Here is a 16,350-nt window from a genome sequence, read left to right on the forward strand (position 1 = left end):
TCATTGAGGTGAGAATCAACAGGTCAGAGCGTGGTGCCAGAGTGGCCCGGGTAGCATCAGCCGATGCAGGCCGAGGACCAGATCACCGGCTTCATCGACAAGTTCGCCCCCGCGAAGCGGGAGCGCATCCGCGCCTGCCGGGCACGGCTGGCCGCGCGGTTCCCGGACGCGGTGCAGCTCGTCTACGACAACTACAACTTCTTCGTCATCGGCTTCGGCCCCACCGATCGGACGTCCGACGCGGTGTTCTCGCTGGCCTGCCACAAGAACGGGATCAACCTGTTCTTCCTCCAGCGCGGCCCGGAACTGCCGGATCCGGCCGGGATGCTGCGCGGCAGCGGGAAGGTCGTCCGCCACTTGCCGGTATCCGCGCCCGAAGACCTTGATGCGCCCGAGGTGACGGCGTTGATCGAAGCCGCCCTCGCGATTGCCCGAATTCCCCTGGACGCGAGCGCTGGGCGGCAGGTGATCGTGAAGTCGGTGTCGGAGAAGCAGCGGCCGCGACGGTAGGCTATTTCGCCACGTTGACCAGCGGAAGGTCGACCGCCGCGCGGAAGTGCGGGCATTCGTCGAGTGCGCCTTCGTGGCGGCAGGTCATCAGGTGGTCGAGGTACGCGCGCGCCGTGAGCAGGTCCGACACCTGCGCCTCGATTGCCTCGATCCGGGCGGTCACCGTGGCCCGCCAGTCCCGGGGCTTGCCGTCGCCGTTCAGCAGGGCGGCGATGTCGTCGAGGCTCAGCCGTCCCATTGCACGCCAGGTGCGGATCAGCGCGATGCGGTACAGCTGGTCGGTGTCGTAATACCGGCGCCCCGACCTGCGGTACGGCTCGATCAGGCCGCAGCTTTCCCAGTAGTGCAGGGTCGAGACGGGTACCCCCAGGCTCGCCGCCACCTCGCCGATCGAGTGCAACTCCATTCCGCTATTGCACCTCAGCGCGGTCGCCGATGCAAGGTTAGGCTAACCTATTCTCTCGGGAACCGTTCGTCCAGCCAGCGGCCCATTTCCGCCCCGGCCAAGGTGGCGCCGGAGGTCATGCCGTCGTGGAGGGGGGCGCCGAAGTGCCGTCCGGGCACCCGGACGTGGGTCACGTCGCCGGCGCCGCTGATCTCGCTGAACCGCTTGGCGTCGGCCGGAAAACAGGCCTGATCACCGGTGAGTTCGACGAGCTGGGTCGGCACCGTGACGTCCGGCAGGCAGGCGGCCAGATCGGCGTTGCCGGAGATCGCCGACCACGTCGACAGCCACGAATCCGGGGTCGTCAGGCGGCCGAAACCGAGGACCCCGTAGTTGGTGAGGTCCGGGCGGCGGCCGAACAGCGAACCGTACGGGCGGTCGTTCGGGTCGAGCGACAAGTCGACCGAACGCAGGTCCGCGTCGGTGCGGTAGACGGTGAGGACGCCGGTGGCCAAGGCCGTCCGACGGTCCGCCGGATCGTTGGTTTCGCGGTAGCGGCGACGGGCGGCTGCGGATTCCGCCGCGAGTTCGCGCGCTCGGGCGTCGATCCGCGCGATGCGGTCGTACTGCGCCTGTCGGTACTCGGCGATGAACTCCTCGTCGTACTTCGAGGATCCCGGCGGTTCGGCGAACCCGTTACCCGGGTGGTACGGGTCGAGTTCTTGCGTGGCCGAGCGCGGATCTCGCTCATCGACGACCGACGGGTCGATCAGCCGCAGCAACAGGGCGCCCTGCCCAGGGTGCGGGGCCATCATGAGGAAACCGTCCGCCATCGGCATTTCCGCCTTGCCGAGCTCGACCGGCTTGCCGCTGGGTGCGCGGCTGAGGCGCTGCTCCGGGGTCCGCGCGGCTTGCTGGAGGTAGAAGGCGCCCAGCGCGGCACCGCCGGAGTGTCCGATGAGGACTACGTGCGCGAAACCCTTGTCGCGTAAGTAAACGTGTCCGGCAGCCAGGTCCAGGAGGGCTTGCTCGTGCAGCAAGGTCAGGTCGTTGCCGACGCTTCTCGTACCCTGCGTCCACACCGCGTACCCCTGGCTCAGCAGCTCCGGCACCAGCACGTGGTGCGAGAAATCCTGACGCGGATGCATGAGGAAGGCGACCGTCGTCGCGCCGGGGACTGTCCTCAATAGACCGTTGACCGTCGCGCCGTCGCTCGTGGTGAGCTGGTGCGCGGTCGTGGTGGTCTTCGCGGGCACCGCAGCGGGGGCGAGGTACCGACCGGCGCCGAGGCCGTCATCCGGCATGTGCCCGCCTTTCGACCCGCAGCGCGTTCTTGTCGTGCTGAGTGATCACGGAACCTTCCAGCCCGGCGATCGCGCTGTACCAGACGGCGTGCCGGCAGCCGGTCGCCCGGCGATCGATCACGATCGCGTCCGGCGCGCTGATCCGGAAATACGGTCCGAGCCGGTCGACGGTGTTTTGCTCGTTGTTCCGGGCCACCTCGATCACCCCGACATTCTCCGGCACATCGAGAACGTAGAACCTCGCCACGTCAGACCAGCTCCTCCCACACCGCGGCGCGCTCGACGATCAGTTCCGCCTTACGCGTCAGCAGTTTGTCCATCGACGGCGTCTCTCCGGAGGCGACATCGCACAACGCCTGCAGGGTCAATTCGGCGTCGAGGTCTTCCTGCGGGGTGACGGGACGCAGGGCACGGGTGATCTCGACCATGTAGCCGTTGGGGTCGTGGGTGTAGATGGATTCGATGGTTTCGTGCATCACCTGCATTTCCACCGGCCATTCGGAATCGTCGAGCCGACGACGGTACTCGAGCAGATCTTCCTCGTCGGCGACATTGATGGCGAGATGCCTGCTGTCGGCGAAGAACTTCGGGGTGTCGTGCGGCAACCGCGCCCACGCATCCCCCGGCGCGGTCTGGTCCCCGGCCGGTTCCCAGCCGAAGTAGTAGAAGAACGCGAGCCGGTCGCCGCCGCCGATGTCGAAGAAGAAGTGGATGAAGTCCGGATGCCGTTCCGGGCCCCAGCCGGCCGCGCAAATCGAATGGACGATGGGGAACTTCAGGACGTCGCGATAGAACCGGACGGTGGCGACCGGGTCGAAGGTCGGAAATGCGGCGTGGTCGACTCCACGCACGCGATGCGTCGGCTTGTCCGTCATAGTTTCATTCCTTTCAGGCTTGGACCTTGGCGTCCGCGCGCAGCAGCGAACCGGCGCCCGGCAGGTCGACGGGGAGGCCGAGACTGCGCAGGATCGAATACGCACCTGCGGTGGCGGCGGAAAGCACGGGCAGACCGAATTCGTCTTCCGCGGGCTGCACCAGGTCAAGAGAAGGCATTTGCACGCAACAGGAAATGACGAGCGCGTCGGAGCCGCTCAGGTCGAGTTCGCGGGCAGCCTTCATTACATTCTCGCCCGGGATACAGCCGACCTCCGTATTGTCGGCAACCCCCAGCGCCCGCCAGCCGGTGATCGTGAAACCCTCGGCTTCGAGGTAATCGACCACCGTGCGCGCAACGGATTCGGTGTACGGCATCACCAGCGCGACCCGTTTCGCTTCGAGATCATTCAACGCGCGTACCAAAGCACCGGCACTGGACAGAACCTTGGTGTCCGAACCGCCGAGCGCCAGTTGTTCGGCAATCCGCAATTCGGTGTCGCGGTGCGCACCGGGTCCGGTGGCCATCACTGCGACGAGACAGGCGTAAAGCAGCACGTCCGTTTGCGCGTCCCCGATTTCCAGCACGCATCGCTCGCGCTGGGCGTTCATGGCCCGCAACTGTTCGGGCGTAACCGAATGCATCCGCATCCGGCTGGAGTGGAAGGAAAACCCGCCGAGCAGCCGGGGCAGTTCCGTTTCCACGGTGACGTTCGAACTCGGCACGATCAACCCGATGCGCCGGGAATTGCTGGTCACGAATCCTCCTGGAAGTCAGTTCAGTACGGCGAAATCGGCGCGTCCGGCCCCGATCGAGGTCGCCGCGAATGCGCGGGCGGACTGCGGGAGCTCCACCCCGACACAGCGGCGGGTCTGCAGGCGAAGCCGCTCGGCGAGGTCGACGCGGGCCCAGAACTCGTCCGCCGACCCGGTGAGCAGCAGCGGACCGGCCCCGGCACCGACTTCGGTGGCACCCCACACGTCCGGATCGGACCACGCGAACTCCTCGACCGGACCGAGTCCCGCCCGGGTGGTGATCCGCGACCGTAGCTGTAAATCGTTGTGCTGCAACGGTTGCGCAAGCACCCATTCGTCCAGGTCGCCGGACGGAGCGGTACCCAGCCACTCCAACGCGGTGCGGACGACTGTGGGTTCCGAACGGGCGTAATCGGCCATCGTCAGGTTTCCCGAGCGGGTCATATAGGACAGGCCCAGCCGCTCGGCCGGCCAATCCGCACGCCAGCGGTAGGAGTCCCACCACCGCTGGCTGCGTCCGGCGAGCTGCTTGAACCGCTCGACCGCCGGACGGCGCGCCTGCTCGTACGCGGCAAACGCGGCACTCGGCGAACTCTCCCCCGCCAGCGCGCCGGCCAGCGCAATCGCGTCCTCCAGCGCCAGTTTGGTTCCGGAGCCGAGCGTGTAATGCGCGGTGTGCGCGGCATCGCCGAGCAGCACGACGTTCCCGGAATGCCACCGGTCGAGGCCGAGGTTGACGAACCGGCTCCACCGCGTGCGGTTCGTGAGCAGTTCGCCGCCGCGCAACTGGTCCGCAAGCACTTTTTCCAGCAGCTGCACGCTTTGCTCATCGGTCTCGCCGGGACCGGTCGCCGCGTCGAACCCGCCGAGACCGGCGCTTTCCCACGTCTCGTCGTCGACCTCGATCAGGAAAGTGCTGCGGTCTTCGGCGTACGGATAAGCATGCGTGACAAACAGTTCCCGCTCCCGTTGCGCCGCCGCGAAGAACGCCGAAGACACGGCAAACGGGGCGCCGCACCACATGTACCGGGTCCGCCCGAGACTGGTGCGGACGCCGAGTTCGGCGCTGAGCTTGGTACGCGTCGCGCTGCCGACGCCGTCCGCGGCAATCACGACATCGCCGGTCACCGTGCCCAGATCCGCGCGCGACCCAGCTCGGTAGTCCACGCCGACCTCGGTCGCCGCCTCCCCGAGAACGCGCAGCAGCTCCGCCCGGCCGACCGCGAGGTTGCGCGCGCCGTGCAGGCACACCGACCGGTCGGGCGCGGCAAACCGCAGCTCATGGCCCACGTAACTGACCTCCCGGACGCGCTCCGCGGTCTCCGGGTCAGCCTGTTCGAGGTTGCGCATCGTGGCCTCGGTGAGGCCGACGCCGAAGCCGAACGTCGCCTGCGAACCGTCCATCCGCTCGTGGACGACGACCTCCAGGCCCGGGTCGTGCAGCTTCAGCAGCCGCGCGACGTACAGCCCGCCGGGCCCGCCGCCGATCACGTTCACCCGCCTGGTCATCGGGCCTCCAGTTTCGCTTGGACGTCCTCGCGCAGCCGGTTTTTCGCGACCTTGCCGACGTTCGTCAGCGGCAACGCCGGAACGACCTCGACACGTTCGGGCAGCTTGTACTTCGCCAGCCCGCGGCCCAGCAGGTGCGCGCCGAGGGTTTCGACGGTCAGCGGGGACGCGCCGTCCTCCATCACGAGGTACGCGCAGGCTCGCTCGCCGAGCACCGGGTCGGGCATCGCGACGAGCGCGGCGGTGACGACATCCGGATGCTGGACAATGATTTCCTCCACCTCCTCGGCGAAGATCTTTTCGACGCCGCGGTTGATCACGTCCTTGATCCGGCCCTCGATCGAGTAGCACACCCCCGCCGCGGTCACGTGCCGCCGGGCGAGATCACCGGTACGGTAGAAACCGTCGGGGGTGAATGCATTCCGGTTGTGCTCGGCCGCGCGGTAATAGCCGCGGATGGTGTACGGCCCGCGCGCGGCGAATTCGCCGACCTCACCGTCCGGCACCTCGTCCTCCGAAACCGGGTCGAGGATCCGCACCTCGTCGGCGGCGGAGATCGGCGCGCCGACGGTGTGGTGCCGCACGGCTTCGTCGGCGCCGTCGGGGGTGAGCAGGAACATCCCTTCCGCCATGCCGAACATCTGCCGGAGGCGGATGCCCAGCTCGTCCCGCAGCCGCTCGGCCACCTCGACCGGCAGCCGCTGCCCGCCCACGACGAAGTCCCTCAAGCAGGACAGGTCTTCCGTTCGCGGCGCTTCGAGCAACCGGACGGCCAGCGCAGGTGGCACGAGCGGCAGCACGTCCGGCCGGTGCTCGGCGATGAGGTCGAGCACGACATCGACGTCCGCGGATGGGGCGAGGATCAGCGTCGCACCGGCGAAGATCGCGGGCTGCAGGGCAAGGGAAATCCCCGCGTTGTGCATGAGCGGCAACGGATACAGCAGCCGGGTGTGCTCGTGCATTCTGAGGGCGGTCGCCCACGCGCGAGCGTTGTAGGCGTACTCCTCGTGCAGCCGGGGCGCGACCTTCGGGAGTCCGGTAGTTCCCCCGGAGAGCTGGAAAACCGCCGGTTGGGCGGAATCGAAGTCTTTGCAGGGTTCCTGCGGCTCTTCTTTCAGGAGCGCTTCATACGTCGGTGTCGCGCCGAGTGCCTCCCCGCGACACACCACGACGTCCGCGATCGCCCCTTCTGCCAGCAACTGCTCGGCCTGCTTGCGGAGCCGCCCGTCGCGGAAATCGGCCTGCGTGATGAGCGTCCGCGCACCGACGTGCCGCGCCAGCAGCCCGATCTCCCGCGTGCCGTGCTGCGGCAACGTACACACGGGCGGCGCTCCCGCAGCCAAACACCCGAGGTACGCGACGACCGTCTCGGCCACGTTCCCCGTCTGGAACATCACCGGCTCCCCCGCCCGCACGACCTCACGCAGCCCGGCCGCGAACCGGGCCGCGGTGCCGAACAGCTCGTCGTACGTCCAGGTCGTGCCCTCGGAGATGAGGGCGGTCCGCCTCCCGTGCCTGCGCGCCGCAGACCACAGCTCGGCAGGCAGCGACCGCCCCGTCCAGAACCTGGCCCGCCGATAGGCAAGCACGCTGACCTCGTCATACGGGACCACCGGGGCGGCAGGGGTAGGCAACGTCATGCCCTCACGGTAGGCCGTTTGCCTGGGGAATTCAATAGGTGTGTCGATGTTTCGACGTCAGTGTCACACTTGGCTGGGAAGACGCCGTCGATGGCAGCAGCGCGACTCGGCGATCGCACCACCCCGAGCACGACATGTCACGGGGCACCAACACGGCACACGGCCACGACGACAGTGCGGCTCGGTGATCACCGAGCCGCCCGCGCCGGTCACCGCTCGGACGTCAGCCCTCGAGACGGTCCAGCAGCGCGCGGATCTCGCCGATCGTCTTGGCGTCCTGCCGTCCCCGCCCGGTGTGGTCGCCCGCGGCGAGCATTGCGGCGGCCAGGCCGGTGATCGTCGCGACGACCGGCTCGACGTCCGAGCCCGAGCGGAACCACCACGCGACCCAGTTGCACATCCCCAGCAACGACAACGCCGTCGTCCTGGCGTCGACCGGACGGAACTCGCCCGTCTCGATCCCGGCTTCCACCAGCGCCGTGAGTTCGCGCAGGATTTTGCGTTTCGCCGCGAGGTGCTCGGTCGCGAGGGGTTCGGGCAGGATCGGCTCGGACCGGTCGAGGATGCGGAACTGGTCGGAATGCACGGCCCGCTGCCGCACCATGAGCCCGACGACGTCGGCGATCTTCTCCGGCGGCGTGAGGTCGTCGCGGGCCTTCAGCTGCGCGAGCACCTCGGCGAACCCGTTCGTGACCTGCTCGACGAGCATCGCGAGCAGGTCGTCCTTCTTGCTGACGTAATGGTAGAGCGCGGGCCGGGAGATGTTCAGCGCGTTCGCGATGTCCAGCAGGCTGGTGGCCTCGTAGCCCTTTTCCGCGAACAGGCGCGTCGCGGTGTCCAGGAGTTCCGACGTCATCAGCGTGCGGCGCAGCCCGCTGCGTGATCCCTTACCCCGCTCTGCCGTGGACATACGCCGCAGCTTACCGATGCGCGCGTCACCGCACCCCGTGGATACCACGAGCGGCGAGCCAGCCGACGATCTCGTTCAGGTAGTCGACCCCGCCGTAGCCCAGCAGCGTCGCGTGCCCGGTGTTCTGCACGATGTGTTTCGTGAACACGCCGGGGCGGTAGTAATTGGCTTCGTCGGCGGACATCGGATCGGTGTTGCAGTCGTCCGTCGTACCGCACCAGATCTTGTCGTACTGCCCTGGCGACCACAGAATCGGCACGTCGATGTTCTTGGTCTGGTCGGTGTAAGTGCGCAGGGTGATGTCCGCGAGCTCGGTGGCCGACATGGTGTCCTTCGTCGCTTCTTCCACGTTCAGCTGCTGCGGATCGAACGTCGATTGCGGACCGTGGAACAAGTCCCGCTTGCCCGGAATGCTGGTCAGGTACGCCGGGTCGAGCAGCTTGCCCGCGAACTTCGGGTCCAGCGCTGCCGGGTACGCGAAGGTGCCCAGCCGCAACGTGGACCTCGGGGTGAGCAGCCCGTGCCCGACCGCGTGCACCATCAACGCGTCGACGTCGTGGTACTTCCCCGCTTCGACCTGCGCGGTGAGGCCACCCATCGAGTAACCGTTGACAGTAATGGTGTCGAATGATTTCCCCAGCGCGCCCTGCCTCAAGTATTGCACGATTTGATGCGTGGTGTCGGCGGCGACGTCGAAGTTCATGCTTGCACCCAGCGGGTGATCGCTGTGGCCGTAACCGATCCGGTCGAGGTTCAGGGTGGTGAAGCCGCGCTGGGTCATGTAGCGGACGTAGTTGTAGCGTTCCGGTTGGTACGGCCAGTCGTAGTAGGTGTGATCGTAAGTCCCGCCGTGAATCAGGATCTGCACCGGCTGTTTGCCGAGCAACGCCGGGTCGGCGGTGCACAATTGGCCGAATTCCTTGAGGACAGCGGAACTTCCCGGCGTTTCGGTGACGGGGAAGAAGTAGTTCTGGCAGTGCGCTCCACTGGCCGAGGTGACGTCGGACAGGTCCGCCGGGATCGGTTTGTCCTGTTCGGCTGCCGTCGCGGTCCCGGCGAATGCGAGCAGGGCAGCCGACAATATCGCCAACACCCGAGAAGTACGTCGTCCAACGCTACGCACGGCGGTCTCCCTCCATTGGGCAGGACTCACATCCACCCGCGGTTACATTCGCGTCATGTTATCGACGTGTCTGTCGAAGTCAAGACTCGGTCCCTCACCCGGGTGAACGCGCCCCACTGCTACCCCGCCACCCTCGACCGCTCTCCACTCGCTCGCCGCTCGCCGCTCGCCGCCTTCCGCTCGCCGCTCGCCCGCCGCTCTCCGCCCGCTCTCCGCCCGCCGCCCGCCGCCCGCCGCCTTTGGATTGTCCACTGTGGACTTCCCGCGCAGTGGCGGACTAAGCCAGCTGGTCGAGTTTCGCCATGAGGTCAGGAATCCAGCCTTCATGCTCCGGTTTCATGAGCACCGAACGGAGAATCGTGACGGTTTCCGCATCGCGTTCGACGTCTGGGTGCAGGGTGGCGAAGGCGTCCGCGTTGACGCGCAACGTCGAGAGATAGACCGGATCTGCCGCGTCGGCCATCCCCTTCTGCAGGATCTCGTTCGCCGCAACGGAAATCTCACTCATCCGGGCGCGACGCGGCCAGTAGGTGACGATGTCGAGCGTCGGCTCAAGGTGGACGGCGTAGCGGTCGGACTCCTTGATCCGGCCCGCGAATTCCGTTGCCGCCCGGCGGCAAGCGGCAAGAATCTCGCCGAGGCCACGGTCTCGTTCGAGCGGAAATGCTTGCAGCGTAAGCCACAACGCACCGGCCGCCGCCCCGGCGCGGGAACATTCGAGTGAAATTTCGCCGAGATGCAGTTCGTCGGAGGTGAAGTAGGTGTAGGGTGAATCGTGTACATAGAAACGTCCCACCGCCGGGTCGGCGAACAGCACCGCACCGCATCCGTATGGCTGAAGCCCGTGCTTGTGCGGGTCCACCACCACGGAGTCGCATGCGCCGATTGCGCGGTACGCGTCATGCTCGCCGAGTAGCGTGAAGAAGCCGCCGTACGCGCCGTCCACGTGCAGGCGGACTCCGTAGCGTTCCTTCAGCGCGAGGGCATGCTGGATGTCGTCAACGGCGCCGAGGCCGGTGGTCCCCGGGGTCAACACGACCGTGCCGACATTTCCGCGCTGCAGCTCGGTTTCCACGGCATCGAGGTCGATGCGCCCGTCCGGAAGTGCCCGTACCGCACGGGATTCGACGCCGAGGACCTGGCACATGCGGCCGTGCGTGTAATGCGCGTCCTGCGAATGGACCACGGCCTGGCCCGGCGCAAGTTCGCGCGCGACCCACAGGGCTTCGAGGTTCGCGATGGTCCCGCTGGAAGTGAGGTGCCCCAGCGACGGCTCGGCGAGGCCGAACATCCGCGCAAGATCCGCCATCACCTCGACCTCCATCGGCGACGTGGCCTGCGACGCGTCGAGCGCATGGTTGTTGGGATTGACGACCATCGCAGCGAGATACGCGGCAACCGCGACCGGATGCGGAGGTTTCAGCATCTGGCCTGCGTAGCGGGGGTGAAAGAAGGGAAAGGACGCATCCATGCGGGCGGCGTAGGTGTCGAGAAGCGCCGCGAGGTCGATGTCCGGCCTGCTCGCCGGAGACGGGCTGAAGGCGCCCCACCTGCGCTCCCACGCCTCGACCCCACGCAAAGCCCGGTCGACCAGCTCGCGACGTTCCATGCCTCACCCCGTCCACGCGTTCCCCTCGCTGCACCCTACCGCCTGGTCATGCCGTGGTTTCCGGTTCTTTTACGGGCAAGGTTTTCCGGGGAGAGTCCACAATGGATCCCGCCCCGCGGCGCTGGTACCCCGACACGACGATCCAGGATGTACCGCCCCGACCGCGCCCTTCGAGGAACCCGCGTCCCCTCTCTCTGAGCTGTCCCTGGCGGGGCCGCATTCCGCACCCCGCCGCCCCGCCGCTACCCGTCACCAACCCGCTACCCCAGATCACCAGCCAGCCGACCCCGCGGTACCAGGCACACTCCGCCCACCAGCGGCGACCCGCCCCGGCAGGCTGGCCCACGTCGGCACCGTCGAAGGGCGCAGGGTTGGCCTTCGCGACAGTCATCGCCGACTGCAACCTCCACCGCGCAGCCTAACGGACACCCTCCACAACAAAGGCCGAAACACCGTGACAGTCGAACAACAACACGACGAGTCAACCGCTTCAAGGATGCATCGCGGGAACTGGTCGACGCTCAAGGTGCCGGAAGTGTCCGAGTCCTCCTGACCACCTACCCGGGTGAAGATCGCCCGCTCGTTCTGCCAAGAGCAGAACCACTGTCATTCCGGCGGGGAGAGATGCCAAGGTGGAAGCTATGGCGGACATCCTCCCTTTCCACCAGCCCGACAGCCCAGCCCCGCCCGACGAGCGGGACCCGCTGTGGCGCGAAGCGCTGGGCCGAACCCTGCGAACGACAAGAGAAAACCAAGGCGACCGTCTGGTCGACATCGCCCAGCGGGCAGGTATCTCACCGCAATACCTGTCCGAAATCGAACGCGGCCGCAAGGAACCGTCGAGCGAAATGATCGCCGCAGTGACGGGCGCACTGGGCGTCGACTTGGCAGGCTTGCTGAGCAACATCGCGGGCAACGTCCGAAGGGTTTCGGTCGTAGGCCCAGCTCCGAAACGCCGTCCGGCAAGCCCGCTGCTGATGGCCGCTTGAGGCATGGGGTTCGCCTGGTTGGGCTGGGTTGGGCTGGGCTGGGGTTGGGTTGGGCTGGGGTTGGGTTGGGCTGGGGTTGGGTTGGGTTGGGTTCGCCTGATTGAGTTGGGCTGGGTCGGGTTCGCCTGATTGAGTTGGGCTGGGTCGGGTTCGCCTGCGTGAGTTGAGTTGGGCTGGGTTCGCCCAGTTGAGTTGAGCTGAGCTGGGTTCGCCTGCTTGGGTTGGGTTCGCCGAGCTGCGCCGGGCCGGGTGCGGTTGAGCCGTGCCCTGGCGGGTAGCCCCATGCTGGACCGGGGTCGGGAAAGTTCGGTCTGAAGCCGGACTCGCCCGGGTGGTCTCTGAGCCACGGCGAGCCCGGGCAGGTTCAGTTCTGGTCGGGCTGGCTTCGGGCCGAGCGGGAGTGACTCGGCGAGTCCAGGTTGAGCTCGGGGCGGGGACGGGCTGGCTGCGCTGCACTGGCTCGGATCGCCGTGTCCAGGCGAGGTCGGCTCCAGCCGGACGGCCGGAGGCCAAGCGGGTTCGGATCCGCCGGATCAGCTCGGAGCAGGCCGGGGCGAGCGATGTTCAGCCCACAGCGTTCAGCCCCACGGTGTCCAGCCCCAGCAGTGTCCAGCCCCACGGCGTCCAGCCCCACGACGCTCGGCCGCACGACGCTCGGCCCCACGGTGTTCAGCCCCACGATGTTGAGCTCGACAAGGGTCGGCTCGGCTGGGCCAGCTCGGAGTGGCACGGACGCGTTTCGCGTCGGCGGGGCCAGACCGGAGGTGGGCTGGCCAACCTCCGAGTGAGGTCGGCACCCCAGAAGCCGGTCACCTCGATCCGCGCCAGCCCGCACCCCACCCAGTCCACGCAACCAGCGGCCCGCCAACCGACACCCCACCAATCACCTCACGGGCGGTACTCGATCACCTGATCCGCCAACCCGTACTCCACCGCCCCCGCGGCGTCGAAGACTCGGTCCCGGTCGGTGTCGTGGCGTAGTTCGGACGGGGGGTGGCCCGTGTGGTTCGACACGATCTCCTCGAGTTGAGTTCGTACGCGCACGACCTCATCCGCCTGCAGGATCAGGTCCGGGATCGTGCCGCGGCCTTGCGCGGCCGGTTGGTGGAGGACCACTCGCGCGTGCGGCAGCACCGAACGGCGGCCTGCGGCGCCAGCGGCGAGCAGAACTGCGCCCGTCGCTACTGCTTGGCCTACGCACGTCGTTGCGACCGGGGCCTTGATGAAGCGCATCGTGTCGTACAGCGCAAGCATTGCGGACGGGTCGCCGCCCTCCGAGTTGATGTACAGGTTGATCTCCTGTTCCGGGTTGTCCGACTCCAGGAACAGCAGCTGCGCGATCAACGCGTTCGCGACGCCCGAGTCGATTGCCGTGCCCAGGTACACAATGCGTTCCGACAGCAGGTGCGAGTAGACGTCCATGATCCGCTCGCCGCCGGCGTTTCGGGTGATGACGTTCGGAATCGTGTACGTGCTCATGCGCGGACCCCCAGCCCCATCGCGTGCGTGCGCACCGGCACGACCTGTTCCAGCCTCTCGACGATCCGGTCGACGAACCCGTACTCCTGCGCTTGCGTAGCCGTGAACCACCTGTCGTGCAAGGAATCCGCGAAGATGCGGTCCAGCGGCTGACCGGTGTCCTCCGCGATCAGGCCCAGTACGGTGTCGCGGGTGTACCGGAGATCGTCCGCCTGCACTTCCACCTCGACCGCCGAACCGCCGATCCCCGCTGAACCCTGGTGCATCAGGATCCGCGCGTGCGGCAGCGCGAACCGCTTGCCCGGCGTCCCCGCGGACAGCAGGAACTGGCCCGCACTGCAGGCGAGCCCCAGCGCGAGCGTCGCGACATCGCACGGGACCAGGCGCATCACGTCGCGAATCGCGAGCATCGACGGAACCGAGCCGCCCGGCGAATGGATCCACAACGCGATGTCCTTGACCGGGTCCTCCCCCGCGAGAGACAGCATCTGCGTGGCGAGGACTGTCCCGTTGTCGTCGTCGAGTGCCCCGTCCAGCACCAGGACCCGCTGGCTCAGGAACCGTTCCCGGAGCCGGTGGTCGAACATCGGCTGAGTCGATTCGTTGGTCATGCTTCCGACAATGCCGCCGTACCCACCGCTTTGTCCGCTCGTTCTGCCCACAGCAGATCTGCTCACAGCAGCGTGGCTACCTGCGCGGCCGGGGCCTGCGCGAACGCTCCGTCAGTGACGCCCGGTCGGGCGCCCGGTCAAGCCCGGTCAAGCCCGGTTGGGTGCCCGGTCAAGCCCAGTTGAGTGCCCGGTGAAGGCCGGTTGAGTGCCCGGCGAAGCCCGGTCGAGCCAGGTGGAGCCCGGTCGAGCCAGGTGGAGCACCCGGTCGAGCCCGGTCGAGGGCCAGGTCGAGCCCCGGGTTCCGCGGGGTCGAGCGACTGCCCGCCGCGGAACAAATACCCGATCGGTGACTCCCACACCTCCGCATCGCGTTTCGCACGCCACCGCACCGGTGTGCTCACAACGGCCGCCATGGCAAAAGCACCGAGCATCGGCGGTACTCCAACCACCTGAGGAACCCCAGTTCGGCCACCATCGGCAACGACCGCTTGACGTTCGCCAATCCCCGCACAGATTCCGCCCCGAAGCCGCGCATTCTCTCCCGCAATTCGGTCTGTCGAGTAGTCATCCGGCGCTACCCCTCGACCCGCAGGTGGTCCCCGATCATCGCCCGGCCCCGCACGTCCAGCGCGGCCAATTCACCCTGCTCCGCGGCATACCGGCGAACCGCCCGGAGCCCGGACCTCGACGATCTACTCCACCGCGACGCCGTCGAGATCCGCCGACACGGCGGTTACGAACCCCAGCAAACAAACGCTCGACCGGACCGGCCCGCGAAACGTGCGTTCTATCGCGATGGGCGACCGGCTACCGACCGAATTGCGCCCCACCCGACGTTGCCTGGATGGGATGTCGACCGGCTTGCGTCGGTGTTTCTCCGCAAACCGCCCACCGAGCCGGAATTCCGGCCTGAGCAGCGGACGGCCGACCAGCCCAGTTCAGCACGCAGGACCCGGCCGACGTCGGAGACCGGGTACCCGGTCGAACGCAGGCGCCGCATGCCAGGCCAGTCCGGCACCGGAATCGGGCTGCTGCCACCCACGGTTGCCGACCGGCGTCTCCGGAACCCGATCAGCTCACCGCGACCCGCGGTGGCTCGAACTCCATTGTCGACGCGGTGAACGGCGATTCCCGGAGGCGGAACTTCTCGATTTTTCCGGTGGGAGTCACGGGAAGTGCGGCGACGATTTCCACATACCGCGGCACCTGGAAACGTGCCATTGTGTCCAGGCTGAACTGCCAAATCTCCTCAGCCGACGCGTCGTGGCCTTCCTTGAGTACGACGGCGATTTTGATCTCCTCCTCGGTGAGGTCGGAGGGAACTCCGAAGGCTGCGCAGTCCAGCACCGCGGCATGTTGCCGGATTCCTTCCTCGACCTCGAATGCCGAAATGTTCTCTCCACGGCGCCGGATTGCCTCCTTTTTCCGGCCGACGAAATAGAAATTGCCGTCCTCGTCCACCCGTGCGAGGTCGCCGCTGTGGAACCACAGGTTTCGGGTCGCTGCGACGGTCGCAGCGGGATCGCAGTGGTAGCCGGAGAACATGAGGTCGGGCGATTTCGCGCGGACGAGCAGCTCGCCGACCTCACCGGCGGGCACTTCGTGGTCGTTCTCATCGGCGATGCGGACCTCGAAGCCGGACGTGACCCGCCCGCACGAGCCGGGTACGCGTGGCTGGTCCCACCGCTGGGTGATCGGGATGCTGGCTTCCACCGAACCGTACAGCTCGACGATGGTGAGCCCGAACCGTCTCTCGAACTCCGGTGCCCACTCCGGAACCGGCACACCCCACGCAAGGCGGACGGAATTGTCCGCGTCGTCGGGGCGCGGGTCCGCTTTCCACAGGATCGACAGGGTTGCGCCCATGAAATCGAAGACGGTCGCGCCGGTGTCCCGCACCTCCTGCCAGAACCGGGAAGCGCTGAACCGGCGGCCGATCGCACCGGTCGCGCCCAGGAGCAACGCCGGGACGGTGGTGAGGGCGGTGGCGTCGGCGTGGAAAAGCGGGAACGGGCAGTACAGGACGTCATCGGCGGTCAACCCGAAGTCTTGCACGGCAATGGCCGCCTGGGAAACGAAATACCGGTGCGACAGCATGCACGCCTTGGACCGGCCAGTGGTACCTGAGGTGTAGAGCAGCGCGGACAGATCGGAGCCGGAAACCTCGACCGGCGGCACCGGCTCGTCGAGGTAGAGGTCTTCGGCTTGCAGCGCGGCGGCCGCACCGTTGACGACGACAGTGGCGTCGGATCCGCACCGGGCCAGGGATTCTTCGAGCGGAGCCCGCAGGTCCGCGTCGACGAAGAACACCCGGGCGTCGGCAAGGCGCACTGCCGTTTCGAGACCCAGCCCGCGGAATTCGGTGTTGATCGGAACCCAGGTCGCGCCAAGCCGGTTCGCGGCGAACCAGGTGTGCTCGCACAACAACGAATTCCGCAGGAAAACCGCCACCCGGTCGCCGCGGCCGACCCCGCAGCGGGCGCGCAGCCCGGCCGCGAGCCTGCCGACGCCTTCGTCGAATTCGGCGAACGTGACGTCGGTGCCGTCGATCCGCAAGAAGGTCCGGTTTCCCCAGCGGGACACTGCGTTCCGGAGTGCCGAGGTGAGGGTGAGGCCGGCCGTGCTGGCCGGCGACACGGTCGTGTGGTCCAT

Annotated in this window: 15 protein-coding genes; 2 read left to right on the top strand and 13 right to left on the bottom strand. The window is 67.4% G+C overall.

Annotated elements, in window-relative coordinates:
- Positions 1-63: 63 nt before the first annotated feature.
- Positions 64-510: a DUF1801 domain-containing protein gene (locus tag OO71_RS47340; RefSeq protein ID WP_051791525.1), complete on the top strand. Its 447-nt coding sequence runs from the start codon at positions 64-66 to the stop codon at positions 508-510.
- A 1-nt stretch (position 511) separates the two neighbouring features.
- Here OO71_RS47340 and OO71_RS13760 read toward each other — a convergent pair whose 3' ends face one another.
- From OO71_RS13760 to OO71_RS13805, 10 genes are all read right to left on the bottom strand, one after another.
- Complete coding sequence (locus OO71_RS13760; protein WP_033290163.1) at positions 512-916, bottom strand: MerR family transcriptional regulator; 405 nt, start codon at positions 914-916, stop codon at positions 512-514.
- Positions 917-963: 47 nt separating this feature from the next.
- Entirely contained in the window at positions 964-2,199 is a 1,236-nt protein-coding gene (locus OO71_RS13765) for an alpha/beta fold hydrolase (RefSeq protein WP_033290164.1), read from the bottom strand.
- Positions 2,189-2,446: a hypothetical protein gene (locus OO71_RS13770; RefSeq protein WP_033290165.1), complete on the bottom strand. Its 258-nt coding sequence runs from the start codon at positions 2,444-2,446 to the stop codon at positions 2,189-2,191. The genes OO71_RS13765 and OO71_RS13770 overlap by 11 nt, the downstream gene beginning before the upstream one ends.
- A 1-nt stretch (position 2,447) precedes the next feature.
- Positions 2,448-3,074 (bottom strand): VOC family protein, encoded by a 627-nt coding sequence (locus OO71_RS13775; RefSeq protein ID WP_033290166.1) that lies wholly within the window; start codon positions 3,072-3,074, stop codon positions 2,448-2,450.
- A 13-nt stretch (positions 3,075-3,087) separates the two neighbouring features.
- Positions 3,088-3,831 carry a maleate cis-trans isomerase family protein gene (locus tag OO71_RS13780; protein WP_033290167.1) on the bottom strand — a complete coding sequence of 248 codons (744 nt, stop codon included), beginning with the start codon at positions 3,829-3,831 and terminating at the stop codon, positions 3,088-3,090.
- A gap of 15 nt (positions 3,832-3,846) precedes the next feature.
- Positions 3,847-5,337: an FAD-dependent monooxygenase gene (locus OO71_RS13785; protein ID WP_033290168.1), complete on the bottom strand. Its 1,491-nt coding sequence runs from the start codon at positions 5,335-5,337 to the stop codon at positions 3,847-3,849.
- Positions 5,334-6,977 carry a (2,3-dihydroxybenzoyl)adenylate synthase gene (locus OO71_RS13790; protein ID WP_245633657.1) on the bottom strand — a complete coding sequence of 548 codons (1,644 nt, stop codon included), beginning with the start codon at positions 6,975-6,977 and terminating at the stop codon, positions 5,334-5,336. The genes OO71_RS13785 and OO71_RS13790 overlap by 4 nt, the downstream gene beginning before the upstream one ends.
- A 223-nt stretch (positions 6,978-7,200) precedes the next feature.
- Positions 7,201-7,887: a TetR/AcrR family transcriptional regulator gene (locus OO71_RS13795; RefSeq protein WP_033290169.1), complete on the bottom strand. Its 687-nt coding sequence runs from the start codon at positions 7,885-7,887 to the stop codon at positions 7,201-7,203.
- 25 nt (positions 7,888-7,912) lie between these two features.
- Positions 7,913-8,980: an alpha/beta hydrolase gene (locus tag OO71_RS13800; RefSeq protein WP_245633658.1), complete on the bottom strand. Its 1,068-nt coding sequence runs from the start codon at positions 8,978-8,980 to the stop codon at positions 7,913-7,915.
- A gap of 307 nt (positions 8,981-9,287) precedes the next feature.
- Entirely contained in the window at positions 9,288-10,619 is a 1,332-nt protein-coding gene (locus OO71_RS13805; protein ID WP_033290171.1) for a pyridoxal phosphate-dependent decarboxylase family protein, read from the bottom strand.
- A gap of 641 nt (positions 10,620-11,260) precedes the next feature.
- Between OO71_RS13805 and OO71_RS13810 the strand changes: the two genes are divergently transcribed.
- Positions 11,261-11,608 (top strand): helix-turn-helix domain-containing protein, encoded by a 348-nt coding sequence (locus OO71_RS13810; protein ID WP_033290172.1) that lies wholly within the window; start codon positions 11,261-11,263, stop codon positions 11,606-11,608.
- Positions 11,609-12,496: 888 nt separating this feature from the next.
- Here OO71_RS13810 and OO71_RS13815 read toward each other — a convergent pair.
- The 3 genes from OO71_RS13815 to OO71_RS13825 all read right to left on the bottom strand — a co-directional run bounded on the left by OO71_RS13815 (position 12,497) and on the right by OO71_RS13825 (position 16,350).
- Positions 12,497-13,087: a ClpP family protease gene (locus OO71_RS13815; protein ID WP_033290173.1), complete on the bottom strand. Its 591-nt coding sequence runs from the start codon at positions 13,085-13,087 to the stop codon at positions 12,497-12,499.
- A complete protein-coding gene (locus OO71_RS13820) occupies positions 13,084-13,698 on the bottom strand; it encodes a ClpP family protease (RefSeq protein ID WP_033290174.1) in 615 nt (204 codons plus the stop codon). Before OO71_RS13820 ends, OO71_RS13815 begins: the two co-directional genes overlap by 4 nt.
- Before the next feature lie 1,071 nt (positions 13,699-14,769).
- The gene (locus OO71_RS13825; protein WP_051791526.1) at positions 14,770-16,350 is read right to left on the bottom strand and encodes an AMP-binding protein; all 1,581 of its coding nucleotides are present in this window, start codon (positions 16,348-16,350) and stop codon (positions 14,770-14,772) included.

Source organism: Amycolatopsis jejuensis (assembly GCF_000717335.1).
Taxonomy (GTDB): domain Bacteria; phylum Actinomycetota; class Actinomycetes; order Mycobacteriales; family Pseudonocardiaceae; genus Amycolatopsis; species Amycolatopsis jejuensis.

What these genes read in the sequence shown, in the direction of transcription:
- OO71_RS47340 (WP_051791525.1), top strand. Translation starts at nt 64, where the DNA reads ATGCAGGCCGAGGACCAGATCACCGGCTTCATCGACAAGTTCGCCCCC.
- OO71_RS13760 (WP_033290163.1), bottom strand. Translation starts at nt 916, where the DNA reads ATGGAGTTGCACTCGATCGGCGAGGTGGCGGCGAGCCTGGGGGTACCC.
- OO71_RS13765 (WP_033290164.1), bottom strand. Translation starts at nt 2,199, where the DNA reads ATGCCGGATGACGGCCTCGGCGCCGGTCGGTACCTCGCCCCCGCTGCG.
- OO71_RS13775 (WP_033290166.1), bottom strand. Translation starts at nt 3,074, where the DNA reads ATGACGGACAAGCCGACGCATCGCGTGCGTGGAGTCGACCACGCCGCA.
- OO71_RS13785 (WP_033290168.1), bottom strand. Translation starts at nt 5,337, where the DNA reads ATGACCAGGCGGGTGAACGTGATCGGCGGCGGGCCCGGCGGGCTGTAC.
- OO71_RS13790 (WP_245633657.1), bottom strand. Translation starts at nt 6,977, where the DNA reads ATGACGTTGCCTACCCCTGCCGCCCCGGTGGTCCCGTATGACGAGGTC.
- OO71_RS13795 (WP_033290169.1), bottom strand. Translation starts at nt 7,887, where the DNA reads ATGTCCACGGCAGAGCGGGGTAAGGGATCACGCAGCGGGCTGCGCCGC.
- OO71_RS13805 (WP_033290171.1), bottom strand. Translation starts at nt 10,619, where the DNA reads ATGGAACGTCGCGAGCTGGTCGACCGGGCTTTGCGTGGGGTCGAGGCG.
- OO71_RS13810 (WP_033290172.1), top strand. Translation starts at nt 11,261, where the DNA reads ATGGCGGACATCCTCCCTTTCCACCAGCCCGACAGCCCAGCCCCGCCC.
- OO71_RS13815 (WP_033290173.1), bottom strand. Translation starts at nt 13,087, where the DNA reads ATGAGCACGTACACGATTCCGAACGTCATCACCCGAAACGCCGGCGGC.
- OO71_RS13820 (WP_033290174.1), bottom strand. Translation starts at nt 13,698, where the DNA reads ATGACCAACGAATCGACTCAGCCGATGTTCGACCACCGGCTCCGGGAA.
- OO71_RS13825 (WP_051791526.1), bottom strand. Translation starts at nt 16,350, where the DNA reads ATGGACCACACGACCGTGTCGCCGGCCAGCACGGCCGGCCTCACCCTC.